Origin of the sequence: Bacillus sp. FJAT-45350 (genome assembly GCF_002335805.1) — a bacterium.
Lineage (GTDB): Bacteria > Bacillota > Bacilli > Bacillales > NISU01 > FJAT-45350.
The window spans coordinates 3,034,197-3,058,271 of record NZ_NISU01000001.1 but is presented as its reverse complement, the minus strand read 5'-3'; the positions used below and the strand labels follow the sequence as shown (position 1 = coordinate 3,058,271).

Annotated in this window: 35 protein-coding genes; 27 read left to right on the top strand and 8 right to left on the bottom strand. The window is 36.8% G+C overall.

Going from position 1 to position 24,075, the window contains the following annotated elements; genetic code table 11:
* The first annotated feature begins 28 nt into the window (after positions 1-28).
* The gene (gene paaX / locus CD003_RS15435; RefSeq protein ID WP_096202368.1) at positions 29-898 is read left to right on the top strand and encodes a phenylacetic acid degradation operon negative regulatory protein PaaX; all 870 of its coding nucleotides are present in this window, start codon (positions 29-31) and stop codon (positions 896-898) included.
* 75 nt (positions 899-973) lie between these two features.
* On the opposite strand, the gene CD003_RS15430 is transcribed toward paaX, so the two are convergent.
* A complete protein-coding gene (locus CD003_RS15430) occupies positions 974-1,495 on the bottom strand; it encodes a gamma carbonic anhydrase family protein (RefSeq protein WP_096201950.1) in 522 nt (173 codons plus the stop codon).
* 64 nt (positions 1,496-1,559) lie between these two features.
* Here CD003_RS15430 and CD003_RS15425 point away from each other — a divergent pair, with 64 nt between their 5' ends.
* The 6 genes from CD003_RS15425 (at position 1,560) to CD003_RS15400 (ending at position 8,456) form a co-directional block, all read left to right on the top strand.
* A complete protein-coding gene (locus CD003_RS15425) occupies positions 1,560-2,525 on the top strand; it encodes an NAD(P)H-dependent flavin oxidoreductase (protein WP_096201949.1) in 966 nt (321 codons plus the stop codon).
* 205 nt (positions 2,526-2,730) lie between these two features.
* Positions 2,731-3,126 carry a hydroxyphenylacetyl-CoA thioesterase PaaI gene (gene paaI / locus CD003_RS15420; protein WP_096201948.1) on the top strand — a complete coding sequence of 132 codons (396 nt, stop codon included), beginning with the start codon at positions 2,731-2,733 and terminating at the stop codon, positions 3,124-3,126.
* A gap of 398 nt (positions 3,127-3,524) precedes the next feature.
* Positions 3,525-4,868 carry a methyl-accepting chemotaxis protein gene (locus CD003_RS15415; protein ID WP_373558577.1) on the top strand — a complete coding sequence of 448 codons (1,344 nt, stop codon included), beginning with the start codon at positions 3,525-3,527 and terminating at the stop codon, positions 4,866-4,868.
* 19 nt (positions 4,869-4,887) lie between these two features.
* Positions 4,888-6,177: an MFS transporter gene (locus CD003_RS15410; protein WP_096201945.1), complete on the top strand. Its 1,290-nt coding sequence runs from the start codon at positions 4,888-4,890 to the stop codon at positions 6,175-6,177.
* A 173-nt stretch (positions 6,178-6,350) separates the two neighbouring features.
* Positions 6,351-6,866 carry a DoxX family protein gene (locus CD003_RS15405; protein ID WP_096201943.1) on the top strand — a complete coding sequence of 172 codons (516 nt, stop codon included), beginning with the start codon at positions 6,351-6,353 and terminating at the stop codon, positions 6,864-6,866.
* A gap of 174 nt (positions 6,867-7,040) precedes the next feature.
* Positions 7,041-8,456, top strand: coding sequence for an MDR family MFS transporter (locus tag CD003_RS15400; protein WP_096201942.1), 1,416 nt, complete (start codon positions 7,041-7,043; stop codon positions 8,454-8,456).
* A gap of 73 nt (positions 8,457-8,529) precedes the next feature.
* Here the strand turns inward: CD003_RS15400 and CD003_RS15395 are convergent, their stop codons facing one another.
* Positions 8,530-8,730 carry a YdiK family protein gene (locus CD003_RS15395; protein WP_096201940.1) on the bottom strand — a complete coding sequence of 67 codons (201 nt, stop codon included), beginning with the start codon at positions 8,728-8,730 and terminating at the stop codon, positions 8,530-8,532.
* The gene (locus CD003_RS15390; protein ID WP_096201939.1) at positions 8,727-9,443 is read right to left on the bottom strand and encodes a CPBP family intramembrane glutamic endopeptidase; all 717 of its coding nucleotides are present in this window, start codon (positions 9,441-9,443) and stop codon (positions 8,727-8,729) included. The genes CD003_RS15395 and CD003_RS15390 overlap by 4 nt, the downstream gene beginning before the upstream one ends.
* A 466-nt stretch (positions 9,444-9,909) precedes the next feature.
* Between CD003_RS15390 and groES the strand changes: the two genes are divergently transcribed.
* Positions 9,910-10,194 (top strand): co-chaperone GroES, encoded by a 285-nt coding sequence (gene groES, locus CD003_RS15385; RefSeq protein ID WP_096201937.1) that lies wholly within the window; start codon positions 9,910-9,912, stop codon positions 10,192-10,194.
* Between the two features lie 41 nt (positions 10,195-10,235).
* Positions 10,236-11,873 (top strand): chaperonin GroEL, encoded by a 1,638-nt coding sequence (gene groL / locus CD003_RS15380; protein ID WP_096201934.1) that lies wholly within the window; start codon positions 10,236-10,238, stop codon positions 11,871-11,873.
* Between the two features lie 79 nt (positions 11,874-11,952).
* Here the strand turns inward: groL and CD003_RS15375 are convergent, their stop codons facing one another.
* From CD003_RS15375 to CD003_RS15355, 5 genes are all read right to left on the bottom strand, one after another.
* On the bottom strand, positions 11,953-13,164 hold the full coding sequence (locus tag CD003_RS15375; protein ID WP_096201933.1) for a tyrosine-type recombinase/integrase: 1,212 nt from the start codon (positions 13,162-13,164) through the stop codon (positions 11,953-11,955).
* A 91-nt stretch (positions 13,165-13,255) separates the two neighbouring features.
* Entirely contained in the window at positions 13,256-14,068 is an 813-nt protein-coding gene (locus tag CD003_RS15370) for a hypothetical protein (protein WP_096201932.1), read from the bottom strand.
* 69 nt (positions 14,069-14,137) lie between these two features.
* Positions 14,138-14,842, bottom strand: coding sequence for a hypothetical protein (locus CD003_RS15365; protein WP_096201931.1), 705 nt, complete (start codon positions 14,840-14,842; stop codon positions 14,138-14,140).
* Positions 14,843-14,977: 135 nt separating this feature from the next.
* A complete protein-coding gene (locus CD003_RS15360; protein WP_096201930.1) occupies positions 14,978-15,625 on the bottom strand; it encodes an ImmA/IrrE family metallo-endopeptidase in 648 nt (215 codons plus the stop codon).
* 12 nt (positions 15,626-15,637) lie between these two features.
* Positions 15,638-16,090 (bottom strand): hypothetical protein, encoded by a 453-nt coding sequence (locus CD003_RS15355; RefSeq protein ID WP_096201929.1) that lies wholly within the window; start codon positions 16,088-16,090, stop codon positions 15,638-15,640.
* Positions 16,091-16,260: 170 nt separating this feature from the next.
* On the opposite strand from CD003_RS15355, the gene CD003_RS15350 reads away from it, so the two are divergent.
* From CD003_RS15350 to CD003_RS15270, 18 genes are all read left to right on the top strand, one after another.
* Complete coding sequence (locus CD003_RS15350; RefSeq protein ID WP_096201928.1) at positions 16,261-16,515, top strand: transcriptional regulator; 255 nt, start codon at positions 16,261-16,263, stop codon at positions 16,513-16,515.
* Between the two features lie 14 nt (positions 16,516-16,529).
* Positions 16,530-16,685, top strand: coding sequence for a hypothetical protein (locus CD003_RS21970; RefSeq protein WP_179295569.1), 156 nt, complete (start codon positions 16,530-16,532; stop codon positions 16,683-16,685).
* 19 nt (positions 16,686-16,704) lie between these two features.
* Positions 16,705-16,971 (top strand): helix-turn-helix transcriptional regulator, encoded by a 267-nt coding sequence (locus tag CD003_RS15345; protein ID WP_096201927.1) that lies wholly within the window; start codon positions 16,705-16,707, stop codon positions 16,969-16,971.
* 221 nt (positions 16,972-17,192) lie between these two features.
* On the top strand, positions 17,193-17,498 hold the full coding sequence (locus CD003_RS15340) for a hypothetical protein (RefSeq protein ID WP_096201925.1): 306 nt from the start codon (positions 17,193-17,195) through the stop codon (positions 17,496-17,498).
* Positions 17,499-17,599: 101 nt separating this feature from the next.
* A complete protein-coding gene (locus CD003_RS15335; RefSeq protein ID WP_257008331.1) occupies positions 17,600-17,884 on the top strand; it encodes a helix-turn-helix domain-containing protein in 285 nt (94 codons plus the stop codon).
* Positions 17,854-18,150 (top strand): hypothetical protein, encoded by a 297-nt coding sequence (locus tag CD003_RS15330; RefSeq protein WP_096201924.1) that lies wholly within the window; start codon positions 17,854-17,856, stop codon positions 18,148-18,150. The genes CD003_RS15335 and CD003_RS15330 overlap by 31 nt, the downstream gene beginning before the upstream one ends.
* Entirely contained in the window at positions 18,147-18,551 is a 405-nt protein-coding gene (locus CD003_RS15325; protein WP_096201923.1) for a hypothetical protein, read from the top strand. The genes CD003_RS15330 and CD003_RS15325 overlap by 4 nt, the downstream gene beginning before the upstream one ends.
* Before the next feature lie 371 nt (positions 18,552-18,922).
* A complete protein-coding gene (locus CD003_RS15320) occupies positions 18,923-19,126 on the top strand; it encodes a hypothetical protein (RefSeq protein ID WP_096201922.1) in 204 nt (67 codons plus the stop codon).
* 117 nt (positions 19,127-19,243) lie between these two features.
* Positions 19,244-19,819, top strand: a complete 576-nt coding sequence (locus tag CD003_RS15315) for a host-nuclease inhibitor Gam family protein (RefSeq protein WP_096201921.1) — start codon at positions 19,244-19,246, stop codon at positions 19,817-19,819.
* Positions 19,819-20,727: a hypothetical protein gene (locus tag CD003_RS15310; RefSeq protein WP_096201920.1), complete on the top strand. Its 909-nt coding sequence runs from the start codon at positions 19,819-19,821 to the stop codon at positions 20,725-20,727. The genes CD003_RS15315 and CD003_RS15310 overlap by 1 nt, the downstream gene beginning before the upstream one ends.
* Positions 20,724-20,918, top strand: coding sequence for a hypothetical protein (locus CD003_RS15305; protein WP_096201919.1), 195 nt, complete (start codon positions 20,724-20,726; stop codon positions 20,916-20,918). The genes CD003_RS15310 and CD003_RS15305 overlap by 4 nt, the downstream gene beginning before the upstream one ends.
* Positions 20,919-20,950: 32 nt before the next feature.
* A complete protein-coding gene (locus CD003_RS15300; protein WP_096201918.1) occupies positions 20,951-21,886 on the top strand; it encodes a DUF4373 domain-containing protein in 936 nt (311 codons plus the stop codon).
* Complete coding sequence (locus tag CD003_RS15295) at positions 21,883-22,398, top strand: replicative helicase loader/inhibitor (protein WP_096201917.1); 516 nt, start codon at positions 21,883-21,885, stop codon at positions 22,396-22,398. The genes CD003_RS15300 and CD003_RS15295 overlap by 4 nt, the downstream gene beginning before the upstream one ends.
* Before the next feature lie 30 nt (positions 22,399-22,428).
* Complete coding sequence (locus CD003_RS15290) at positions 22,429-22,752, top strand: hypothetical protein (RefSeq protein WP_096201916.1); 324 nt, start codon at positions 22,429-22,431, stop codon at positions 22,750-22,752.
* 110 nt (positions 22,753-22,862) lie between these two features.
* Positions 22,863-23,048: a Fur-regulated basic protein FbpA gene (locus CD003_RS15285; RefSeq protein WP_096201915.1), complete on the top strand. Its 186-nt coding sequence runs from the start codon at positions 22,863-22,865 to the stop codon at positions 23,046-23,048.
* Positions 23,045-23,338, top strand: coding sequence for a hypothetical protein (locus CD003_RS15280; protein ID WP_096201914.1), 294 nt, complete (start codon positions 23,045-23,047; stop codon positions 23,336-23,338). The genes CD003_RS15285 and CD003_RS15280 overlap by 4 nt, the downstream gene beginning before the upstream one ends.
* A gap of 12 nt (positions 23,339-23,350) precedes the next feature.
* On the top strand, positions 23,351-23,578 hold the full coding sequence (locus tag CD003_RS15275) for a DUF6011 domain-containing protein (protein WP_096201913.1): 228 nt from the start codon (positions 23,351-23,353) through the stop codon (positions 23,576-23,578).
* 116 nt (positions 23,579-23,694) lie between these two features.
* Positions 23,695-24,051 (top strand): DUF1064 domain-containing protein, encoded by a 357-nt coding sequence (locus CD003_RS15270; RefSeq protein ID WP_096201912.1) that lies wholly within the window; start codon positions 23,695-23,697, stop codon positions 24,049-24,051.
* The last annotated feature ends 24 nt before the right edge of the window (positions 24,052-24,075 follow it).

Genomic DNA, 24,075 nt, shown 5'->3' with positions numbered 1-24,075 from the left:
GTTGGAAAATTCCCTTAACACGAGGTCGATGATTTTTACCTTGTACGGTGATTATATACGTCATTATGGCAATGAAGTATGGATTGGTAGTCTTATACGTTTATTACAGGAGTTCGGGCATAATGACCAATCGGTTCGTGCAGCAATTTCTAGAATGAACAAGCAGGGCTGGATACAATCAAATAAAAAAGGGAACAAGAGCTATTATTCTTTGACTAACCGTGGCAAAAATCGTATTGAAGAGGCTGCTACTAGAATTTTTAAGCTAAATCCTCATTCTTGGGATGGTAAGTGGCGAATCTTAATGTATACAATTCCAGAGGAAAAACGAAGTATCCGTGATGAAGTTCGTCAGGAGCTTGTCTGGAGTGGATTCGGTTCAATGTTTAATAGCTGTTGGATATCTCCTAATCAATTAGAAATTCAAGTATATGATATGATAGAAAAGTATGACCTCAAGCAATATGTTAATTTTTTTATAGCAGATTACGAGGGTCCAGAGGAAAATCAGAATCTAGTATCAAAGTGCTGGGATCTTGAAGAAATTAATGAGCGTTATGAAGAGTTTATTAGAGAATATAGTCAGAAGTATATTATTAGTAGAAATAAAATTGAAAAAGGTGACATGTCAACAGGGGAGTGCTTTGTAGAAAGAACTATTCTTGTTCATGAATACCGTAAGTTTTTATTTGTTGACCCAGGTTTACCAGCTGAACTATTACCGAATAAGTGGCTTGGTGACTCAGCAGCGTCTCTATTCTCTGATTATTATAAAGCACTTGCAGAGCCTGCGAATCAATTCTTTGAAGAAATCTTTAAAGAAGGCAATAACTCTACTGAAAAGAGTAAAGACTATGATATTTTTAGTCATCCACTGATGGTCAATCAAGATAATTAATAGACTTAAAAAAATCTATTACAAATAACAAAAATAACCTAAGGCACATGGCCAAAGGTTATTTTTTATTGGAGCCTATTCTGGGCGACCTAATTGTTCTAAAAATTCTTTGCCTTTTTGAGTATACGTATCGATTGTTAGTTGGATAAGTTCAAAATCCTTATCTGTAAGTTCACGAATTACCTTTCCTGGTGAGCCCATCACCATTGTACGTGGCGGTATTTTTTTACCAGGCGGAATAAGTGTGTTTGCTCCGATAAATGCATATTCTCCAATCTCTGCACCATCTAATACAGTAGCACCCATACCGATTAAAGCGCCCTTTCGTATTGTACAGCCATGGAGGATTACATTGTGACCAACAGACACTTCATCCTCAAGAATGAGAGGCTGATCTTCGTAAAGGTGACATGTAGAGTTATCTTGAATATTACAGCGTTTCCCTATTTTAATTGGTGCTTCGTCTCCGCGTAAAACCGCATTAAACCAAATGCTTGATTCGTCTCCTATCGTTACATCTCCGATAATACGGGCACCAGGAGCAACAAAAACACTATTTGAAACATTCGGAATTTTTTCGCCATATGGATAAAGCATACTAGACCTCCCTAATATTATAAGATAGAATAAGTATAACACTATTTCTACGTGAGGTGAAATTATGAATATATTATGCGAATGCCTTTCATTGAAATATCCCATTATTCAAGGTGGAATGGGGAATTTCAGTCATGCAGAGTTAACTGCAGCGGTTTCAGAAGCTGGTGGCTTAGGTACTATTGGGGCAGGAACGATGACTCCGGGTGAGATTGAAGAAATCATTACTGCAGTCAAAGCAAAAACGGATAAGCCTTTCTGTGTGAATATTGCTATAACTGTTCAACCGTATGCAGAGGATGTTATGAAACTAATTGTTAAACAAAGCGTTCCTGTTGTTTCATTATCGGCAGGGAACCCAACACCGTATATTAAAAAGTTTCAAGAACATGGAATTAAAGTCATTTGTGTTGTAGCTTCTGTAAAACAAGCAAAGAAAGCCGAAGCTGCTGGAGCTGATGTGATTGTTGCTGAAGGATATGAAGCGGCTGGAATTAACTCTAATTTTGAAACGACAACGTTAACACTTATCCCACAAATAGTTAATGCTGTGAGTGTACCTGTTGTAGCAGCTGGAGGAATTGCTGATGGGAAAGGATTATTAGCGATGCTTTCATTAGGTGCGTCTGGTGTTCAAATGGGAACTCGCTTTATTGTTACACAAGAGTCGTTAGCACATGAAAACTATAAAGAAGGAATTGTGAATGCAGACGATACTAGCACGGTAATAGTAGGTAGGACGGTTGGCCGTGTACGCCGTTTATTAAATACTAGTTATGCTCAAACACTTCTTGAAATGGAGAAGAAGGGAATTACTTTAGAGCAGTTTAATGAGCATACAGATGAAGTGCGTCATCTAACAGGTGCAATTGAAGGGAAAACCGATCAAGGTCATCTAAATAGTGGTCAGGTTGCTGGTTTAATTAACGATATTCCAACTGTAACGGAACTTCTTGAAGGTATGGTTAATGAGGCAATAGAAATGAGCGGAAAAGCATCATATCAGTTACAAAGAAAGATAGATTATTAGCCCCATAATAAAATAAAAGAAAGGCTTTATTATGGGGCTCCTTCATAGGTTTTGAAACCAGAATATTCTTACTATTATTTGACTATAATATACAAATTATGATATATTCTGCTTATCTATAACTACGTAATTTAGTAATATATCACCTAATTGGTAGAAGAATATGAAATTCCTAACTAGAATAATAATTATGAGGTGAAACAATATGAAAGCACTTGAAAAGTTTAAAGAAGATACATATGCAAAATTATTAGGAATGTCAATTACAAAAGTTTCAGAGGGGTATGCTGAAGTGGAGATGACATTGACAGATGATATGTTAAATTTCCATGGGAGTGCAAATGGGGGAGCTATTTTTTCTTTAGCTGATGCTGCTTTTGCTTATGCGAGTAATTCACATGGACAAACAGCTGTTGGTATTACAATGACAACACACTTTGTTTCACCAGCAAAATCAGGAGACAAATTAACAGCAGTTGCTTCAGAAGATAATAAATCAAGCCGTCTAGGATTGTATCGTATTGAAGTGAAGGACGAAGCAGGTACATTAGTCTCACTATCCGAGGGGATGGTTTATCGCAAGAATGAGAATTTCGTATAAATAATAGATTGATAGTTTTATAATAGAACTTTAATATTAATGATTTAAAGCGCTTACAGGAGGCGATTCATGCTTCCTTAGTTCGGTAATCATAAGTAATTAAGGAGGCATGAAAATTGACTCAGACTGTTAATTCAGCCTTGGCTCAGCGTATCCTAAAAAAAGCTGAACGGGTATCCAAACGTTTACAGAAAGAATTAGTAACAACTGATGATTTAAATGGAAGAGAGGAATATATTCGTTCAATTCTCGATGAGGAATTAGAGCAGGATGAATATATTGGCATAATAAGTGATGAGTGCGTAGGAGTTATACATACGAACCGTCTCAGAGAGGGAGGCACGTTCACAGACCCAATTAGCCAAAACTGTGCAAATACTAAAGAGCCCCTGGCACAAATGTACTCTCGTGATACGGGCGAAGTTATTATTGATGCAACTGTTCCTATCATAATGGACAAGGACGGAAAACAACTTAATGTAAGGGTGGGAAGAATTAGCCATCGACCATCGTTAGCTATTTTGGTTGGCTCGATTACGGTAGTTCCTATCGCTGGGGCATTAATTACAGGGCTCGTACTCCAGCTTAATACTGCTTTTCTAATAACAATGGCTATTCTCGGTGTAGTGTTAACAAGTTTCCTTGCATTGGTTTTTTATACGAATGTACGAAAGGCACTACGCAAATGGTACTCCATTACAAGGACCGTTTGTGCTGGTGACTTAACAGTTGAAGTTCAAAACAACTCGAGAAATGAATTTCATCAAATAGGGTTTGAGATTAATAAGATTATATTAGGTGTGAAAAATATAATCGATGAATTAAATCGCTCGGTAACTTCTCTTAATAGTGTTAGTAAAGAGCAGGCAAAGGAAACTCAAGTACTCTCTGGTACATTCAAAGATTTCTCTGAAACAATGCAAGTTTTTAGTGGTGGAGCAGAGCATCAAATGTCAGCGCTTCAATCAGCTGATGCGATGATTCAAAATATGAATAATGGGTTACGTAATATGAAAAAAGAAATCCAAGGCTCTGTTCATGTATCTGAAAATGCAGCAACAATAGCAGACGAAGGACAAGGGGCCATTCAATCACTTGAAAAGAAAATGAAGGTTGTCGAAAAAGTAATTGAAGAAGCATCTGATAAGATAATGAAAGTTGCTGAGGATACGAATGTTGTTATGAGTAAGATTTCTTCTATTACTGAAATAGCTGAACAAACAAATTTACTTGCCTTAAATGCATCAATCGAGGCTAGTAGGGCAGGAGATGCCGGTCGAGGCTTTGCAGTTGTTGCTGACGAGGTTAGGAAGCTGGCGGAAAGTACAAATTATTTCGCAACTGAAATTGTTTCGACAATTGAGAATGTAAGAAATGAAATCAATGAATCAGCGGAGCAAGTAAAAGAGAATACCATTTTAATTCATAATGGTCTAGATACGATTCAGCTTGCAGGTCAATCAATTAACCATTTAAAGGTTACTTCACAAAATACAAAGGAATCTGTAACAGGAAATGAAAATTTTGTGAATCAGCTTATACAAAATGGTGAGCAATTAGGAAGTTCCGTAAGTGGTGTTGCTAAAATTGCGGAAGTATTTACTTTAAAAGTAGAAGATACGGTCAATGGTGTGGATAAGCATGTACAAGGAATTGAAAGCTTAGCAAATGGAGCGGCTGAACTAGCAGAACAGGCAACTTCTCTTAATCGAATTGTGAGTCGTTTTAAGCTAACAAAATGACATAATGAGGTTTTAATAAATGAAGAATAGTAAGGTTCATAGAGGCTGGATTATTCTAGTAGTCACAGTGTTAAACGTTTTGGCAGGCTTAGGTTTTGGTCGATTCTCCTTTGCTGCGATTATTCCCTTTATGAGGGAAGGACTTTCGATAAGTTATAGCGAGGCAGGAATTATTGCCTCTGCTATTTTTTTAGGCTATTTAGTAAGTGCAACAGTTGTTGGTCATCTAGTAAGTCGTTTCTCCGCGAAAAAAGTTATCCTTACTGCTCTTGCCATTACAATTTTAGGTATGGGTCTTAGTAGTATTGTCATTAACTTCTGGACAGCATACCTTACGTGTTTTCTAATTGGTATTGGATCAGGTGGGGTTAATGTTGCTTCTTTAGGCTTAGTAGGTAAATGGTTTTCGGCTAAATATAGAGGAACTGCATTGGGTGTTACGAATTCTGGCTCGAGCTTTGGAATGGTAGCTAGTGGATTCTTAGTTCCTTTTTTAATTACGATGTTTCCTTCTGAAGGATGGCGTGTAAGCTGGATAGTGCTTGCAGTACTATCAATTATCATTCTATTAATCAACTTCTTTTTATTAGTGGATGATCCGAAGAAAATAGGGTTGAAACCAGTTGGTGAAACGGAAGGTCCTAAATTTAGCGGAAAAAGTTCGATAAATGTAGAAGAAGAAAATAAAATTGTAAATGTCTATAAAAGTAATATGATTTGGGTCATCGGTTTGATTTTCTTTTCATGGGGATTCAGTTATTTAATCTTCTCCACTTTTTTCGTTGACTATTTAATCAATACTGTACAATTAGAGAAGCAAACAGCAGGTTTTTTCTTTTCTAGTGCTGGTTTTGTCAGTATTGTTAGTGGATTCTTACTTGGGGGGCTTTCAGACAGAATAGGAAGAATGCCCACTTTATTTATCGTTTGTTTCATACAAGCGGGTATCTTGATAGGGTTTGCGCTTACTACTCACCAAACGATACTTTATATTCAGTCAGTAATTTATGCTCTGACTTTATGGGGTGTACCAACTGTTACTGTAGCAACTGTGAGCGAAATTACAAGGGCGGATAAAACTACAGTTGCGATAGGATTTATTACTATCTTTTTTGGAATAGGTCAATGGCTTTCACCTATTGTGACAGGCTATATTATTGATGCTACTCAAAGTTATACAATTGCCTTTTATTTATCAGCATTTGTATGCTATCTAGGATGTTTAGGTTGTGTTTATGTTTACTTAAAACAAAAACAGAATAAGAAGTCCAAGGTTGAACAAGTGGAAAGGGAAGGGATCACATCGTAGTGGTCCTTCTTTTTTACTATATCAGTATAGTTAAGTGCATCTTGTGACATCTGTTTAAAGCTATAGAAAAAGAATGAGTATTAAGTTACAATAAGTTTGTGAAGTGATTCACATAAAAACCTCACTTGTCGCGACTGAGAAAACTAACAAAAATTATACAAGGAGGAATTACAATGTTTGGACAATTCTTACGTACTAATAAAATAGCAGCTGGGATTTTAACGTTCTTACGATTATATATAGGTTGGATGTGGTTATCTGCTGGACTAGGTAAAGTCATGGGAGACTTCAATGCTGGTGGTTACCTGAATGGCTCAATTGCAAATCCTGTTATGTCAGGGGAACAATTAGTGTATCCAACTTACGTAGCGTTCTTAGAGAGATTCGCTCTTCCGAACGCAGAGTTATTTAGCGTTATGGTAGCGTGGGGCGAGGTGCTTGTTGGTTTAGGACTTATTTTAGGTGTATTTACTAGTGCAGCCGCATTCTTTGGAGTGATGATGAACTTTGCCTTTATGTTTGCTGGAACTGTTTCTACTAACCCATGGATGATTCTATTCTCAATGTTCATTTTAGCAGCTGGAGCGAACGCAGGACGCTTTGGTGGTGACCGTTGGGTGTTACCATATTTACGACAATCTATTAGTAAAAAAGAGAAAAGCTATCATTCTAAAGTAAAAGTTGCTTAAAGGTTAATCAAAGAAAAAATAAGGGTGTAAAAAGGTATTGTTGCCTTTTTACATCCTTTACCTGTTTAATGAGGTGAAAACAAAATAAAGTGTAAATGCCATGACTTTTTCCAAAAACATGATATAGTAAAGAGAGAATATATTTCGAAGTTCGAAATGAAATGGTGTGGTGATATGAAAAGAGTTCCAGATAAGTGGATGGTCGTCTTAGCGGTGTTGATCGGTTCATTTACGATGATTTTAAATAATAGTATGTTGAATCCTGCTGTTCCTCAATTGATGAAGGTATTTGGTTCTGATGCGGTGTCTACTGGATGGGTTATCACCATTTTTATGGTTACAATGGGGATGATTATGCCAGTTACAGGTTACTTAGGGGATAAGTTTGGCAAGAAACGTGTGTACTTGTTTGGGTTATCTCTCTTTGTGCTAGGGTCTGTATTAGGTTCATTTTCGTGGAATTTATCTTCTTTAATCTTTTTCCGTGGAGTACAGGGGCTTGGTGGAGGTATTATGATGCCTTTATCGATGGCGCTTATTTTTCAAACGTTTCCACGTAAGGAGAGAGGGCTTGCTACTGGAATTTGGGGTGTAGCTGCGATGATGGCGCCAACAATTGGCCCTACGTTAGGTGGTTTTATAATAGAGAAGGGTAGCTGGTATTATTTATTTTGGTGTAATGTTCCCTTCGGATTACTGGGCTTATTGATTGCTTTTATTTATGTAAAAGAGACAGAAGTAAATAAAGACATACGATTTGATAAGTATGGTTTTATTACAGTGACGATAGGTGTTGGGTTAATATTATTTGCCCTAGCTAGAGTTTCGATGCTTGAACATTTAGTGAAGCCACTTAATTTGACTATCATTATTCTTGGACTAATTAGTTTATTTATCTTCTTTAAAATAGAAAAAACACAAAAATATCCGTTATTAGATTTATCAATTTTCCGTATTTCAGCTTATACGTATAGTGTGTTAATTGCAGGGATAACGTCAATTGGGCTTTTTTCTGGGATTTTTCTTATTCCTTTCCTAGTTCAAAATGTGTATGGCTATGATGCAATTATGACAGGCTTAGTCTTTCTTCCTTCTGCATTATTAATGGGGATTGCCATGACCATTGGGGGAAGAATTTTAGATCAATACGGAGCAAGATGGGTTGTTACAACTGGGTTGTTCGTATCAGCAGTAGGTACCTTTGCTTTAAGCTTTTTAACAATGGAAACGTCACTAGTTTTTATTTTCATCATCATGGCGCTTCGTGGATTGGGAATGGGATTAAGTAGCATGCCGGCAACTACGGCAGGAATGAATGCGATTCCAGAGTCGATTGTTTCAAGAGGAGCTGCAATGAACAATGTCCTCAGGCAAATGAGCTCTGCTTTAGGAATAGTCTTTATCTCTATTTATTATGAAGTACGTAGAACAACATTGTTTGCTACTGATTTATCGGTTGAAGCTGCCAACCTACAGGCGATTAATGAAGGATTTTTACTTGTAGCTATCTTAACGGCAATCGCAGTTCCTGCTGGATATTTACTTGGTAAAAAGGAGAAAGAGCCTGTAGAAACAACAAAAACAGCTTAATTAAACGTTTGATTAAATAAAATTAAGTCAAAAAAAGAGGTTTCTCCTACAAGTTGGGAGAAACCTCTTTACGTTACTTATTTTTCTTTTCGTTAATTGCTTTTCGCATTCTGAAAAAGCGAACCCCGACCATAATATCAATGGCAGCAAGTGCGATAAACAGAAATGTCCATAAGTTCCAAGAAGCTACTCGGACATTTTGAATCGCTAAATAGACGAACATGATTCCAATCAAAATATACGTGACACCCATAAAGGTAGGTGATGTTCTCATAGTAGAAATCCTCCGATAAATCCTTGTATTTGCTCAAGTTGCTTTTGAAGTTCTTCGAGTCGTTCCCCAAATACAACGTTAACCATAGCGACAAATGTATTTACTGCTACGTGAGCAATGATAGGTACAATAATTCGTTGTGTTTTTACATATAGGTAAGCAAATGTAAAGCCGACTGCAGCATAGATTATGATATGAGTAAAATCCCAATGAACAGCAGCAAATATTAAAGAACTAATTGAAGCTGCAATCCAGAAATTATATCGTTTATAGAGTGCCCCAAAAATAATAAGACGGAACACAATTTCTTCAAGAATTGGACCAATTACCGCAAGGACAAAGATGAACATCGGAGTAGCTTTAGCATATTGGACGATTTGTTCAGTGTTCTCTGACCCGGGTTCAATCCCTAGTACGTACATTTCAATTGCAATTGCAACGTACTGTGCAGTAAATGCCATAAAAATACCGATAATTGCCCAGAAGGCTGCTTGTGATCTACTTACTCTGCTACGGTTTTCACGACGATTTACAATATCAGGCTTCAGTAATATTAAAATAATAATAAGTCCAATTGTAAAACTAATGCTTAGCCATAAACCAGGAATCTGTTCTAATGGTACACCTAAGGAATGTAGAAGAGGTATGCCCAACAATGCAGAAAATTGTGTGAGAATATAAACAACTAGTATCCACCAATATCGTTTTGTCAAAATAAATTCCCCTTTTTAATAAATATAGTAGAAGTGTCTCGTTGAGCTATTTTTTCTATGTATTAGTGTTAGTGTATGTAAAAGATTGTACATGTACTAGTAAAGATTTTATCCATCTATATATTGTAACATAGGTCGTGAAAAAATCAGAAGGAAAGACCATATGTAGATTAGCTACTGAGAATGTTAATAAATACAAGGAAATATCTTAATCATATAAAAGACATAAGTGAATAAAGTAGTTTGAGACAAGCATTACTTGGCTATTATATAGAAGGTAATTTTTTTTGAAAAAAATCTTTCAAAAGACTTGCAAAAAGAAAATGAGTTGATTATTATAATAATTGTGTTAGCACTCGAGTCGGTTGAGTGCTAACAAAGAAACTGAAGCATCATTTCCTACTTTACATAACTTTTACATAAACAGGAAATGGCTGATTAACACAATATAAGGAGGTTGTTTTCCATGTTAAAACCATTAGGTGATCGTATTGTAATTGAGTTAGTTGAGACTGAAGAAAAAACAGCAAGTGGGATTGTTCTTCCTGATTCTGCGAAAGAAAAGCCTCAAGAAGGTAAAGTTGTTGCAGTTGGAACTGGCCGTGTAACAGAAAATGGTGAGCGTGTAGCTCTTGAAGTGAATGATGGTGATACTGTAATCTTCTCGAAATATGCTGGAACAGAAGTCAAGTTCGAAGGTAAAGAATATTTAATTCTGCGCGAAACTGATGTACTAGCAATCATCGGTTAATTATACGTAAACGATATATAAATCCAGGAGGTTGAGATATTATGGCTAAAGATATTAAATTTAGTGAAGAAGCTCGTCGTTCAATGCTACGTGGTGTAGACGCGTTAGCTGATGCAGTTAAAGTAACATTAGGACCAAAAGGACGTAATGTTGTATTAGAAAAGAAATTCGGTTCTCCGTTAATTACTAATGACGGTGTAACAATTGCAAAAGAAATCGAATTAGAAGATGCATTCGAAAACATGGGTGCTAAATTAGTAGCAGAAGTTGCTAGCAAAACTAATGATATTGCTGGGGACGGAACAACTACTGCAACGGTTCTAGCTCAAGCGATGATTCGTGAAGGCTTAAAGAACGTTACTTCTGGTGCAAACCCTATGGTTATTCGCAAAGGTATCGAAAAGGCAACTAAAGCAGCTGTTGCTGAGTTAGCAAACATTTCTAAGCCAATTGAAGGTAAAGAGTCAATCGCACAGGTTGCTTCAATTTCTTCTGCAGACGAAGAAGTAGGTAGAATCATTGCTGAAGCGATGGAACGCGTTGGAAACGATGGCGTTATTACTATCGAAGAATCAAAAGGATTCTCAACTGAGTTAGAAGTTGTAGAAGGTATGCAATTCGACCGTGGATATGCATCTCCATACATGGTAACTGACTCTGATAAGATGGAAGCAGTTCTAGATAACCCTTACATCCTTATCACTGACAAGAAAATCGGAAGCATCCAAGAAGTATTACCTGTTCTTGAGCAAGTAGTACAACAAGGTAAGCCGATCTTAATCATTGCTGAAGATGTTGAAGGTGAAGCACTAGCAACATTAGTAGTGAACAAACTTCGTGGTACATTTAATGCAGTTGCTGTTAAAGCTCCTGGATTCGGTGACCGTCGTAAAGCAATGTTAGAAGATATCGCTATCTTAACTGGTGGTGAAGTTATCACTGAAGATTTAGGTCTTGACCTTAAGTCAGCTGATATCACTCAATTAGGACGCGCTTCTAAAGTTGTTGTTACAAAAGAAAACACAACAATCGTTGAAGGTGTTGGTGAGTCTGATAAAATCGCAGCTCGCGTTAACCAAATCAAAGCTCAAGTTGAAGAAACAACTTCTGAGTTCGATAGAGAAAAATTACAAGAACGTCTTGCAAAATTATCTGGTGGTGTAGCAGTTCTTAAAGTTGGTGCTGCAACTGAAACAGAAATGAAAGAACGTAAGCTACGTATTGAAGATGCTCTTAACTCAACTCGTGCAGCAGTTGAAGAAGGTATCGTAGCTGGTGGTGGTACTGCTCTAATTAACGTAATCAAAGCAGTTCAAGCAGTTCAAGCTGACGGAGACGAAGCTACTGGTGTGAACATCGTTCTTCGCGCTCTTGAAGAGCCAGTACGTCAAATCGCACACAATGCAGGTCTTGAAGGATCAGTTATTGTTGAGCGCTTAAAAGGCGAAGAAGTAGGTCGTGGATTCAACGCGGCAACTGGCGAGTGGGTAAACATGGTTGAAACTGGTATCGTTGACCCAACTAAAGTTACTCGTTCAGCTCTTCAACACGCAGCAAGCGTATCTGCTATGTTCTTAACAACAGAAGCTGTAATCGCTGATAAGCCTGAAGAAGGCGGCGGCGGCATGCCTGATATGGGCGGCATGGGCGGCATGGGTGGAATGGGCGGCATGATGTAATTCATGCTCTATAAACCCTGATGTGTCAAGGTTTAGTGAGTGATGTGAGGTTGTTTTTCAGAAAAACCTCACATACTTCTCACATAATTTTTAAATTTATATCTGAAAGGGCGTTTTGGTATAAAGTTCTCACTTTATCAGAAGCGTCCTTTTTCATTTTATTTGTTACATGTGTGTAAATCTTCATCGTTGTCTTAATATCCTCATGTCCAACTCGTTCCATGATGGTAGGAAGGTCAACTCCAGCCTCTGTGAGCATACTAATATGTGTATGACGAAAGATATGAGGAGTAGCATGTTTTTCAATGCTGGTCCTTTCTAGGAGACGTTGCATTCTTTGAATGATCGTCTTTTGAATAAAAGGATAACCATTTGTCCGACAAAAGATAAAGTTGCTGTCATGATATTCTTCAATCTCATGACGGTATTTCATATTCATCTTTGTTTGTCTTTTGTAATGAGAGTGGAGTAGGTCGATAATTTCTTTTTCAATTTCAATTGTACGAATAGAGCCTTCTGTTTTTGGTGGAGTAAGCTCGTATGTCTTCATATTGTTATTTTCGTTATAAAGGGTTTTAGTAATTCTAATTTCATTTGTGTTAAAGTTAAGGTCGGTCCATTTCAATGCGCATAATTCACCGGAACGCATTCCTGAGAACGCGAGAAGGTAAAAACGTTCAAGGTCCAGGTCAAGACCATGCGCACGAACTGCTTGTAAGAATTCTTCTAATTCAAAGCTCTCTAAGTACTTTTCTTCAATACTATCATTTTCGATTTCTTCTACTGTCTTTCTCTTTTTAGGGATTACAACATCATTTGCAGGATTATCCTTAATTAGCTTATCTTTTATAGCATGCTTGAATATCATAACAGCAGTAGTGTTTACGCCTTGTACAGTCGTTCTTGCATACTGAGGAGCTATCTCGTTGATAAGTTTTTGATATTTAGCTGGTGTAACTAAACTGATTGGTATTTTAGCGATGTAACGGTTTAATATTTTAATTTCTTTCTCGCGTATACGAATGGTACTACGTTTCACGCCTGTTAAGGAGTACGTTTCTAGCCACACTCTTGCAACTTCTTCAAAGAGAATCTTTTTTCCTAACTGCTCATCAATTTGGTAATCTTCTAGAGAACGAAGAGCATCTTCAACGCGCTTCTTAGCTTCTTTTTGTGTTTTAGCACGTCTTGTAATTTGTTTTCGTTTCCCGGTAGCTGGGTCACGAGGACCATCGGCAACACATTCCCAACGCGACTCACCGCTTTTGGTTTTTACTTTCTTGCAATACATAAACTTGCCCCTTTCATAATTTTAGTCTAGTGATACATATATAATAGAATGTTAGTTCGCTTGTTAAGGAAAAAGAAAAGCCTATAAAAGGCTATTTGTTATTTTTTATGATTCTTTTTCTTGTTGAATGTTTACTCTTTGTAATTATGATAGGAGATTTTTCTTTTTTTACTAAACTTTTTGGTCTTATTTCAGTTGAAATAAAAAACTGTATATGTACTATTTTCTTATTTGGTATTACCATTAAGTGTTCGCACATATCTGGAATAGGGTACTCACCTATGACAATTCTGTTTCCGTATGTAGGGTGTAATAAATATGCATTTTTTATGATTTGCCCATTTGAGAGTTTAATAATAACGTGTATATCTTGGTGGAATAGCCTTTTGCAAAGAGCAAAAAGAGGAAGTAACGAAGCAAAATAAAAGAGCAATAAAAACACTCCATCTGTAATCGCTTCTGTAAGTTCGGTATAATGAAAAACCTCAATAAGTGCCCCAGCAAATAAGAAACAGAGAATTGACAAGTAAATTATATGCACTATTAAAAAAATAACCTTGAATAAAACGATTTTTTTGTTTTCTAAAAAAAAGTCTAGAGAGAGATAAAGTCCTAGTGAGCTAAGGAACCCAACAATAATTGATACTGCTAAGAACTGAGTATTATTGAGTGCAAATTCATAGATACCAGATTGGTTAAAATGCTGTGTATAAACAAAAATTACTGGCATAATTATAAAAACACTAATAAACGCTAAAAAGTAGTATAGTTGTCTTAACTCTTTATTTAATAAAAGACGTTCGCTTCTAGTTGAAGTAATGAAGGTAAGGACATTAGGTTTGAAAAGAATTAATGAAATAAGAGCAATTACTACAGGTATGGCAACTCTAATGATATTATCCAAAATTAATAACTCCAATGTATTTGTTTATTAAATTTATTATTAAAAAGAAAACCCCAGGAAGGGGCTTTTTTATTTTTCAATTATTGAAGCTAGAAAAAATTGAGAGTTAGTATGCCCACCACTTATGTTAGGGAATGAATATCCACCAAAAGGTAGACCGTAAAAAGTAACATAATCTTCTTCATAAATACCCTCAGCTGAATCAAACATGTACAATGTGTAGTAATTTAGATTATCATCTGAAATTAAAGCATATGTAAGTGTAACACCGTCATCTTCATAGTGGTGTTCTTTTATATCTACAACATAGCCACTGTAAGAAAGAAGTTGAGATAAATAAGGCCTAGCATTCTTATTTAGTTCTCTAACATCAACTATATTAGCAGTACTCTTAATCTCTTCTTTAAAATTATTGGTATCTATAAAATAATTAAAATTATCTTGAATAAATTGTTTACCTTCAGAGGTGATTGATAATCCACCTTGACTCTCATGATCGGCTAAGAAGTTTATCTCGTCTATTAAATCTGAAGAACTAATGCTTGAGCCGTTAGTTTGTTCAGCTTTTTCATTAGTTACTTCAATTGGCTCAGTATTGTCTCCAGTATTTTCAGGTTCTGCAACTTCAACCTCGTCAGCTATTGTTGCTTCAACCTCATTAGAAATGTCAGTAGTTTCAATATCTGTCTTTTCTTCAGTAGTAACATTCTCAGAATCGCCACAACCAGAAACAAAAATAACAGAAAGCAAAGATGCTAATAAAAATTTTTTCATAATTTCCCCCTAATATATTAATTTTTATATAAAACATATACAAAAATAGATAATTTTGCATATGTAATTAAAATAAAAACGACTTTTTATAATGCGTCGCCTGTAGTGGTTATTTGTAAACCTTTATCTATGAAATTAATACTTTATAAATACATGTTCAAGTTCTTCATACTTATCATGATTTATAGGCATAGCATCTAATTCTTCGATACGCTCTTTATAAAGTAGTTTAATAGGCAATAGCGTAAATTCTGGAGATAGGCTAAATAATAGTCCGCGTTGAAACTCGAGTGTAAGCCTATAATGAGCAAATTCTTCAGTAACATCAAAGTGGTCGGCTATTTCGGAAACAATGATATAATCCTCTCCACCTTCATATACTTCAACATTTGAAAGCATGCAGTCAGGTATTAATAGATGAGCTGACATACGCCTTGCATACTCTTCTAACTTATCTATATAACCACTATCGGCTGACAATTGATTAGTATGCTGAGAGTATATATGGCAAAACTCTTCAGCGAGAATTTCCTTACGGCGTTTTCCAACTAGTTCTCTATTAATGAAAATTGTTCCCTTTCGATTATTTTTAGAGGCTATAGATAAGCCTGTGGAGACTTCTGACGGGGGAAGTTCTTTAATACTCATACCGTATCTACTACATATGTATTCAATATCAATTTGATAAGGAGCGTTGAAATTAAAGTTAGAGTGTACTTGCTTTGCTAATTTATATGCATTGTCATAAAGTGGATGTTCAAGCATAAAATTTTTCATCTTCATCACATCATCATCCTAGTCATCTAATACTTCTTCATCTGTATCATCTTCCATTGCTTTTGCTAATTTCCATATTTTTATAAGTTGCTTCACTTTCTTTTCGGGGTCAGTAGAGAGGTCGTTAAACATAATAGGGTGTTTCTTGATTTCCTTTAATATTTGCAACTCTTCGTCTGATAAGTCCAAATTTTTCCCGGCAACTGATATTACTGGACTAGAATTCGTATCATGAACTTCATCAATATAACCAGCGGCTTCCATTAAATCTGTATAAGAAATATCGTTTTGTGCAGCGTTAGCTAGTTTCTTAATTGTAGATGGATTAGGTGCAGTATCTAACAAACATCTGAGCAACCGTGATATATGTGCTGAAGTAACCCCGGATTGTCTAGCGTAATTGTTTAAAGAGCGCTTACCCTGTGCTTTTTTTAGGAGCTCAGCAAATAATTCTTTGTTAAACTTACTCATTGTAATTACTCCCCCAAGCTTTGATTAATCCAAGTATAATCAGTATCATTGACCACAATCAACACCGATAAGAAAAAAATAGTAAAAAGTGTTGACTGGATGTAATGAAGGTGATAAAGTATTAACTGTAAACAACATTGATTGCATGTAACAGAAAGGAGTGAATAACCTTGTACCTAAATAAAGAAAAAACTAGAAAGCTAATGAAAAAAATGTCTGGAGGAAACTATAGAGAATTTGCCCGTCAGTTAGGTGTTGATGTAGCCCAACTTCATAGAGTAATGAACACAGATAGTAATGCCGGTCCGAAGTTCTTAGGCAAGTTTATGATTTACTGTAACCACCACCAAATCAATTTTAATGATTATATTTTTTTAGACAAACCGTTACATGCAAACAACAAAAAACCTAAAACACCAGCCTAAAAGGAGCTGACAACATGAATGACTTGAAAATGTACAACGAACTTTTCGAAGCTACAGTAAGGTATTTCGTTCTACATGTAGCTTATCAGTTGCTAAATGATGAGACGTACACCAAGGAGTCAGCAGCACAAGAACTTACCGATTGGCTAGAGAAAATGGGTTTAGATTAACTAGGAGGTGAAAACAAAGATGCCTGCACTTAAGAAAAGGCGAAAAAAGAAAGTAAAAACTCCGTGTCACGAATTTGCCAATGTTAAAGGTGCAAGACGTGAACGATTAATCTTTGAGCGAAAAAAAAGGAAATTGAAGCAAAGCGAACTAGGAAAACTAGTAGGCTTCTCTACAGCGTATATCTCAGCCTTAGAAAACGGGCGAATCAAACCAAGTTTCGAAGTAGCTCTAGCATTAGAGGAAGAATTTCACCTTCCTTTTGAAATTCTATTCCCTGATTTATAAAAAAACGCTTGACAAGGATAGTTTGAAAAATTTCCAATAACCAGTTATTAAGAATAACTGCATGAAACTTCAAGAAATGAAAAAACAAGAATTATATTAAACTACCTCACTTTTTAGTAATCAAGAAAACTGGCGAAATCAAAATTGGAAAAACTCATTTTTTTATAATGATAGTTAGGGTGAGCGAACTAAATACATGATTTTAGGAGGTGAAATCTAAGATGCCGATCACAACGTTTACCGAAGACGAAGTAAAGATGATTGTTAGTGAAATAACAAAGCAGCTTTTTCCGCTTCTGCTTCATGAGTTACAAGAAAAGCAGTTACCACCGTTAATGACTCGTCAGCAATTCATGGAGTTAGTTGATATTGGGCCAACCAAGTGTAATGAACTTTTCAATCGAGCAGACTTCCCCGTTATTAGGGAGTTAGGTCATCCTAGGGTACCCACGAAAAAGTTCTTTGAATGGGTTAATAAGAACACTGATGGAATAAGTTTAAAACATCCTTATAGGGTCATTGGTTAGTGGGTGTTTATCTATATTTTAACTATTAGGAAATACTGCCTCTATTCGATTTTGGAGTAATATTCCGAATTGGAATATTTCATAAAGGAGGTGAGAGGAGATTGGAATTCGGTGGCGTTTTAAAAGCTATGAGGAAAAAGGCGGGGTATAGCCAAGAGGAACTTGCTTACGAGTTAAATACAACTCAGAGCACAGTTAGTAAATTAGAAAGAAATCAGAAGATACCGGATATATATACTGTCAAGCAATGGGCAGAGACAACATGTGCTAAAGATATGATTATTGCCTTCTTTTGTAACGTGGATGTAGCAACTGTTGCACAAGGACTTATGCATATTTTAGGAGGGTTTGTAGTATGGCAAATGGTAATGAGTTTTACGTTCTAAATTCAGACAAAGCTTTAGCTAATAGGTTACACAAACATGTTATCCATATGAGGTCCACAGCATTAGCTTGTACCCTCGATAAGGAGTATTACAGGGCTGACCAATATGAATCTGAGGCACATAAGGCAATACGAGAACTAAAAGATTTGGAGGCTAAGAGAGTACACCACGAACGAAAGGTTAGACAGTTAGAAAGGCAAGCAAAAGAGATTGCGAAAGATGGATTTACCGTAACTTATGTAATAGAGGGGAGTACAGTGCTATGAAAGCAAAACCACTTAAAAGATTAAATAGAGCAGAAGTAGAACTGATTATTGATTCAATGAGATTTTACTTACGGGAGCTGTTTTACTTAAACGAAGAAGGTAAAAGAAGGCAGTTAGAGCTTGATTACATCAAAGTGCTTAAACATAGAGAAAAGGTAGAACTGGATGGACAAGGTATGAAACACATATCTAGAGCACTTAGACATAAAGGCTATACACTTCATAAAAAATATGGTTCTCAAATCAAAAGAGTAGAAAGAAAAATAATGTATAACTTAGCTATTTCAATTGATATGAAGAGGATAGCATTTCAAAAAACATATGGACCTAAAGTCAAAAAAAATACACCAACTGTCTCACCAGTTGATGCTGAAGCTCAAAAAAGAGCAATCGTTATCTAGAAGTATTGTAACATCTCCATCCATCCTAAGGCAAGAGCTTACTCAGCTCTGCCGTTCGGACCGTGACAAATTATCAAAAAGGAGTTGAAACACCCCTCCTCCTAGATAGTCACGGTTCGAACGGTGCAGCTGCACAAGATATTAAAAAAGTAGTTTTGATGTTGAGGGCACGACAAATTAGAGAATCCCCCTATCAAATATTCTCGACCTTATCTATCCCTTTGGCAGTCGTGCCCTGAACGGTGAAACTACTAGCACCACAATAAGTTGATGCGCTGTTTGGTAGAACAGCCAATGCAAAACTACCAGTGAAGTCTAATGCGCTCAACGGGAGCCTATGAACCTACTCGCTAAGGGGGTGAACAAACAATATGACACATGAAGAAGTAGCCGGATGTATACGTATTCAGCTTTGTTACTCTCAGGAAGAAGTAAATGAATGGCTAACAGAAAATGGAGACCTTGAAATAGTAGATATTAAGTTGGCATCCGCTTCGTTTTCTGGGGACTTGAAAGAGGGAGTGTTGGAATATGAATCAACTATTATGGTCATTTATCGAAGTGAAGACAAATAAAAAACCTCATGTGTTAGCAGCACATAAGGTTTTAGAAATTCACATAATAAAATTAGTTAATAAAAGTATATGTGATTTCTCTAAAAATATCAAATGGAAACAGGGAGGAAGTTAATAATGAACCCACTTCAACAAGCAGAAATGCAGGAGATTGAAGCAATCGATTTTACTGACCAGGAACAAGCGAGCGAGATAAAGGAACGATTTAAAATCGAAAGCTTAGATCAGTTAAATTGGGCGTTCCGTAAGATATCAGCAATTGAAGCTCAGAAGAAAGAAATTCAAAAGTTAGCACAAGCAGAGATGGAGCGTATAACTGCTTGGGAGGAATCGGAGTTAAAAGGTATTCAAGGTAGCATGGATTTTTTTACATTTCTAATTCATGAGTATCACCAAAAGCAACTAGAAGAGAATCCAAAACAAAAAACCATTGCTACGCCATACGGGAAGTCAAAGGCAAGGTCATCTAAAGAAGCACCAGAAGCTAGTGACAAACATAAGCTACTTGAACATATCAAATCTGCTGGGTTAACAGAATACATCAAAGAAGAAGCCAATTGGGGCGACTTTAAGAAAGAACTACAAATTATAGAACGTGATGGAGTAAAAGTTATCGTGGATGAGAACGGTCAAGAGGTACCAGGAGTGAAGGTAAAGCCGGAAACCATTTCATTTAAAGTGGAGGTGGAGTAATGAGTCTACCACAACAGCAAATTAGTTCATTACAACCGGTTGAACAACAAAGTTACATTGCAAAAGTACAAGTAACTCCTGAACAGGCATTAGAAGCATATCGCTCTTTAAAAGAGATTACAAAACAAGTACTAGTAAAAGATGTTGATTACGGTGTCGTACCTGGTACACCTAAGCCCTCGTTATTAAAACCGGGGGCAGAGAATTTACTTAGATTTTATAGTCTAGGGCACCGCATTACGGCTGTTGAACAAGTGAAGGACTGGGATAACGGGTTTTTCTACTTTAATTACAAAGCTACCGTGCACAGAACGTTAGAAAATGGTGTAGAAGTGGTTTTGTCAGAATGTGAGGGGTCCGCTAACAGTAAGGAAAAGCGTTATAAGAATCAAGACCCTTATATGTTAGTAAATACCCTTCAAAAAATGGCTATCAAGAGAGCTCTTGTAGGAGCCACTCTTCAAGCTACAGGGGCATCAGGGTTATTTACTCAAGATATTGAAGATATGGATTTAAACGGTCAACAGAATCCTTCTCAGGGGCAAAGACAGTATAACAATAACCGTAATAGTAACTATTCAAATAATAATGGAAGCTCAGGGAATATGGCAGGTGCAGTAACAGATCCTCAAATCAAAGCCATTTACGGTGGAGGTAAGCGTAAAGGGTTAGATAGCGACCAAGTAAAGGCATTAGCAAAGAAACTGCATAATGTTGACTCCATGAATGATTTAACAAAGCAACAAGCTAGTGACATGATATCTCTCTTCAACCAGACGGAGGGAGAGGAACTTAAAGCAATGATTGGTGGACAAGCTCAGACAAGCGATCCATTCCAAGGTGAAGGGAAAACGATTGATATTTCTGATGATGATTTACCTTTTAACAACTCGGATGAAGGCAAATGAGCCGGACGAAACCGCCATATGAGATTACTATACCTTACTGTTATGTATGGATGACTGAGGGATACGAGAATCGAGGTCAATTATTTAAGGGATATGTCGAGGGCTACGTAAGCAGAGTGGCCCCTGGCTATCGCCTAGTAAAAATAAAAGGTATGAAAGCAATTTGTGCTCGATTAAATAAGGATAGTTGAATTACTGAAAAGTTAAAAGGGGGCGAGGTGGTGTGGCTAGACCTCAAAAAAATGGGCTAGATTATTTTGCGTTAGACGTAGTAATGAGTGATGAGGTTGAGTTAATAGAAGCCGAACATGGATTAGAAGGATTTGCAATTTTGATTAAGATGTTTCAAAAAATATACTCTCATGGATACTACCATGAGTGGGATGAAAAACAACAGATATTGTTCAGCAACAAAGTTTCTTCTGACAGAAACTTAGTAACAACTGTAATTTACGACTGCATCAAGTGGGGGATATTTAACAAAGAGTTGTACGAGAAATACAGCGTACTTACTTCTAAAAGGATACAGAATCATTATATTAGCGCTGTATACAAAAGAGTGAACGTAGAAATTGTACAGGAGTATTTGTTAGTTGACCTACCAGAAAAAAAGAATATTGAGCTAGTTGACCTTAACGGACGACGTATTGATAACGGCAATAGTGGTTCTAATACAGTTTCTGATATCGGAAATGAAGATGCAAATGAGGTTTCTGATATCCAAAGTACACAAAGTAAAGTAAAGGAAAGTAAAGGAAAGGAAAGTAAAAGAGATATTAAAACATCATGTCGCAAATCTAAAATTTACGACGAAGACTCTGTTCACTTTCAACTTGCCAATCGACTCTATCAAAATATCCTAAAGAATAACCCTGAGCACAAAAAGCCTAACTTACAAAAATGGGCTGACGATGTTCGTTTGATGATGGAAAGAGATACAAGGACAGAAGACCAAATCACGTATTTAATAGATTGGGTGCAAGACCATACCTTTTGGAGAAAAAACATACTTTCGATAAATAAATTAAGAGACCAGTTTGACAGACTAGTTCTAGAAATTAAGGACCAGAAAGAAAAAGTAGTATCTTTTCAGCAAAAACAAAAAAAGCCTAGAGCTTTTCAAAGTTTACAAGATTGGGCAGAGGAGGGTTCCACATGAACAGAAAAGAGATTATGAATCTACTAGCTTTAGCTACCGCAAATTTCCCTAGTATGCAAGAAAGAGACCTAAAGCCTACGGCGGTTTTGTGGGAAAAATCTCTCTCTGACATACCGTATAACGTCGCCGAGAAAGCAATTATCAAGGTGTTATCAACATCGAAGTTTTTCCCGACGCTAGCAGAGATAAGAGAAGCTGCGTCACAACTGACCACACCAAGAACACTCGATGCCATTGAAGCTTGGGGATTAGTTGTACAAGCTATTCGTAGATATGGTTTTTACCAAGAAGCGAAAGCGATGGAGTCGTTACCGCCTGATGTAGCAGAGATGGTAAAAAGGTTTACCTGGAGAGAACTTTGCTTGAATGAGGAGCCAGATATTTTAAGAGCACAATTTCGTATGGCGTGGGAGACACAAAGTAAGCGCAAAAAAGAAATGAGCGCATTGCCGACACAGTTGCGTGAAGTGATTGAAGGATTATCGAGTGGTATGAAAATGTTAGAAAATTAAAGGTGAATGCAGCTGAAAAGGTGAGATTGGATGAAGGCACTGACTCATAAACAGGTCAACGATATTCGCCGAGTGGAACGGGAATTGGAACGTAATCACATGCCCCGTTCCGCAGGCGAAACCTACTTTGTGAACGAGGACTTGAAGCAAGATTGGTCAATTAAGGAAGTGAGAGCGTTTGAAAAGATGTGGGGTAAAGGGGACCACATCTATGAGATAGCAGAGAAATTCGATTGTGATCCGGACGAGATATTCTTACTCCTGTTTGACAGAGTAAGAAGAGCAAAAGGGTTTATGAAACCTAAAGTTAATATACAGCAACTTCTTTTTGAATACTGGGAGTGTAAAGAATGAAAATGTACATTTACCGAAAAGGCGGGAGAGAAGTAAAGCGGTACCGACGTTCATTTTATTTAATTTTGCTAGGTTGGAAGTTAGTCAACGTAATGGAGTGGAAGTGAATTATGGAGAAAGTTAATCATTTGAGGTACGCGGTTGAATCTGAAAAAGACCGAATTATCCAAGAGTTAATTAGTAATGGACATACCAAATTAGCGGATGGTCGGCAGTTGTATGAACTTACTTTATCAGAGCTAGAAAATGAGATGCGTTGGGTTAACAAGAAACATAAAGGGGGTGCACTCAAGTGAATCAAGGAAAGACCTATATTGGGACATCCCTAGTTACTAGCGGAGTGAATCCTATAGTGAGAGGCACAGAATACCTACTAAGAGACATATCTGGCAGAGGTACACACTTTTATGTCTATGAAATCAAAACGGGGCAACAGGGGGCATTTTGGGGATGCTACAAGGCGAATTGTTTTGATAACATTCGAGAGTTGGATGAGAGTCAGATAAAAACATGTGAGGAGTTTGAAACAGTACCGCCATCCGAAGAGATTGTTCAAGGGTCGTTTGAGCAAATATCGCTATTTTGATTGGGGGTAAAAATGAGTACTGAAAAATCAGAAGTTGTGAGGTGTAGCAGGTGCGGGAGACAACTTAGGGATAAGGAAAGTATCTCTAGAGGTTATGGGCAAATATGTTGGGCGAAAGAGCAGGAGGAACCTAGTTTAATTTATTTGTTACAGAACGGTCCTGTGCTAACAGAGTTTGAGCAATACAAAGATCTTTATCGCAAACAAGTAGAAAAGCGTTGGGAAAAGGTAGTGAGTTAATTGAATTGGTTTAGTTATTTTTGCAATGGCGTTTGGTTTCTTTCTATAGCCGTAATAGTGCTCAGGAAGGATAAGAAGATGATTAATTTTAAAAGATTAAAAGAGAGCAACGATTAATGCAGCGACAAAAACAGCTCTATAGACAAAATAAATACGGGAATAAAAAAGTGGTGTTAGATGGGCATAGGTTTGATAGCAAAAAGGAAGCTCATTATTACGCTGAGCTAAAACTACGGAAAATGGCAGGGGAAGTGACTGCAATAGAGTTACAACCCACGTTCGAATTACAACCTACATACAAGAAGAACGGAAAAACGATTCGAGCGATAAAATATGTTGCTGATTTTAGAGTAACGTATTCAGATGGGCGTGTGGAGATAGTTGATGTGAAAGGCAAGAAGACCAAAGAGTACTTGCTCAAGAAGAAATTGTTTGAGTATAAGTTTCCAGAATTAAAGATTATCGAGGTGTAGGCTTTTGATAAAGGAGGTTCAATA

Coding starts and splice junctions, on each gene's coding strand:
- CD003_RS15395 (WP_096201940.1), bottom strand. CDS start 8,730: ATGAGAACATCACCTACCTTTATGGGTGTCACGTATATTTTGATTGGA.
- CD003_RS15425 (WP_096201949.1), top strand. CDS start 1,560: ATGAATATATTATGCGAATGCCTTTCATTGAAATATCCCATTATTCAA.
- CD003_RS15375 (WP_096201933.1), bottom strand. CDS start 13,164: ATGTATTGCAAGAAAGTAAAAACCAAAAGCGGTGAGTCGCGTTGGGAA.
- CD003_RS15340 (WP_096201925.1), top strand. CDS start 17,193: ATGCCGATCACAACGTTTACCGAAGACGAAGTAAAGATGATTGTTAGT.
- CD003_RS21970 (WP_179295569.1), top strand. CDS start 16,530: ATGAATGACTTGAAAATGTACAACGAACTTTTCGAAGCTACAGTAAGG.
- CD003_RS15360 (WP_096201930.1), bottom strand. CDS start 15,625: ATGAAGATGAAAAATTTTATGCTTGAACATCCACTTTATGACAATGCA.
- groES (WP_096201937.1), top strand. CDS start 9,910: ATGTTAAAACCATTAGGTGATCGTATTGTAATTGAGTTAGTTGAGACT.
- CD003_RS15295 (WP_096201917.1), top strand. CDS start 21,883: ATGAACAGAAAAGAGATTATGAATCTACTAGCTTTAGCTACCGCAAAT.
- CD003_RS15305 (WP_096201919.1), top strand. CDS start 20,724: ATGAGCCGGACGAAACCGCCATATGAGATTACTATACCTTACTGTTAT.
- groL (WP_096201934.1), top strand. CDS start 10,236: ATGGCTAAAGATATTAAATTTAGTGAAGAAGCTCGTCGTTCAATGCTA.
- CD003_RS15415 (WP_373558577.1), top strand. CDS start 3,525: ATGTACTCTCGTGATACGGGCGAAGTTATTATTGATGCAACTGTTCCT.
- CD003_RS15430 (WP_096201950.1), bottom strand. CDS start 1,495: ATGCTTTATCCATATGGCGAAAAAATTCCGAATGTTTCAAATAGTGTT.
- CD003_RS15275 (WP_096201913.1), top strand. CDS start 23,351: ATGAGTACTGAAAAATCAGAAGTTGTGAGGTGTAGCAGGTGCGGGAGA.
- CD003_RS15355 (WP_096201929.1), bottom strand. CDS start 16,090: ATGAGTAAGTTTAACAAAGAATTATTTGCTGAGCTCCTAAAAAAAGCA.
- paaI (WP_096201948.1), top strand. CDS start 2,731: ATGAAAGCACTTGAAAAGTTTAAAGAAGATACATATGCAAAATTATTA.
- CD003_RS15330 (WP_096201924.1), top strand. CDS start 17,854: ATGGCAAATGGTAATGAGTTTTACGTTCTAAATTCAGACAAAGCTTTA.
- CD003_RS15410 (WP_096201945.1), top strand. CDS start 4,888: ATGAAGAATAGTAAGGTTCATAGAGGCTGGATTATTCTAGTAGTCACA.
- paaX (WP_096202368.1), top strand. CDS start 29: ATGATTTTTACCTTGTACGGTGATTATATACGTCATTATGGCAATGAA.
- CD003_RS15325 (WP_096201923.1), top strand. CDS start 18,147: ATGAAAGCAAAACCACTTAAAAGATTAAATAGAGCAGAAGTAGAACTG.
- CD003_RS15320 (WP_096201922.1), top strand. CDS start 18,923: ATGACACATGAAGAAGTAGCCGGATGTATACGTATTCAGCTTTGTTAC.
- CD003_RS15315 (WP_096201921.1), top strand. CDS start 19,244: ATGAACCCACTTCAACAAGCAGAAATGCAGGAGATTGAAGCAATCGAT.
- CD003_RS15405 (WP_096201943.1), top strand. CDS start 6,351: ATGTTTGGACAATTCTTACGTACTAATAAAATAGCAGCTGGGATTTTA.
- CD003_RS15400 (WP_096201942.1), top strand. CDS start 7,041: ATGAAAAGAGTTCCAGATAAGTGGATGGTCGTCTTAGCGGTGTTGATC.
- CD003_RS15345 (WP_096201927.1), top strand. CDS start 16,705: ATGCCTGCACTTAAGAAAAGGCGAAAAAAGAAAGTAAAAACTCCGTGT.
- CD003_RS15270 (WP_096201912.1), top strand. CDS start 23,695: ATGCAGCGACAAAAACAGCTCTATAGACAAAATAAATACGGGAATAAA.
- CD003_RS15310 (WP_096201920.1), top strand. CDS start 19,819: ATGAGTCTACCACAACAGCAAATTAGTTCATTACAACCGGTTGAACAA.
- CD003_RS15365 (WP_096201931.1), bottom strand. CDS start 14,842: ATGAAAAAATTTTTATTAGCATCTTTGCTTTCTGTTATTTTTGTTTCT.
- CD003_RS15290 (WP_096201916.1), top strand. CDS start 22,429: ATGAAGGCACTGACTCATAAACAGGTCAACGATATTCGCCGAGTGGAA.
- CD003_RS15285 (WP_096201915.1), top strand. CDS start 22,863: ATGGAGAAAGTTAATCATTTGAGGTACGCGGTTGAATCTGAAAAAGAC.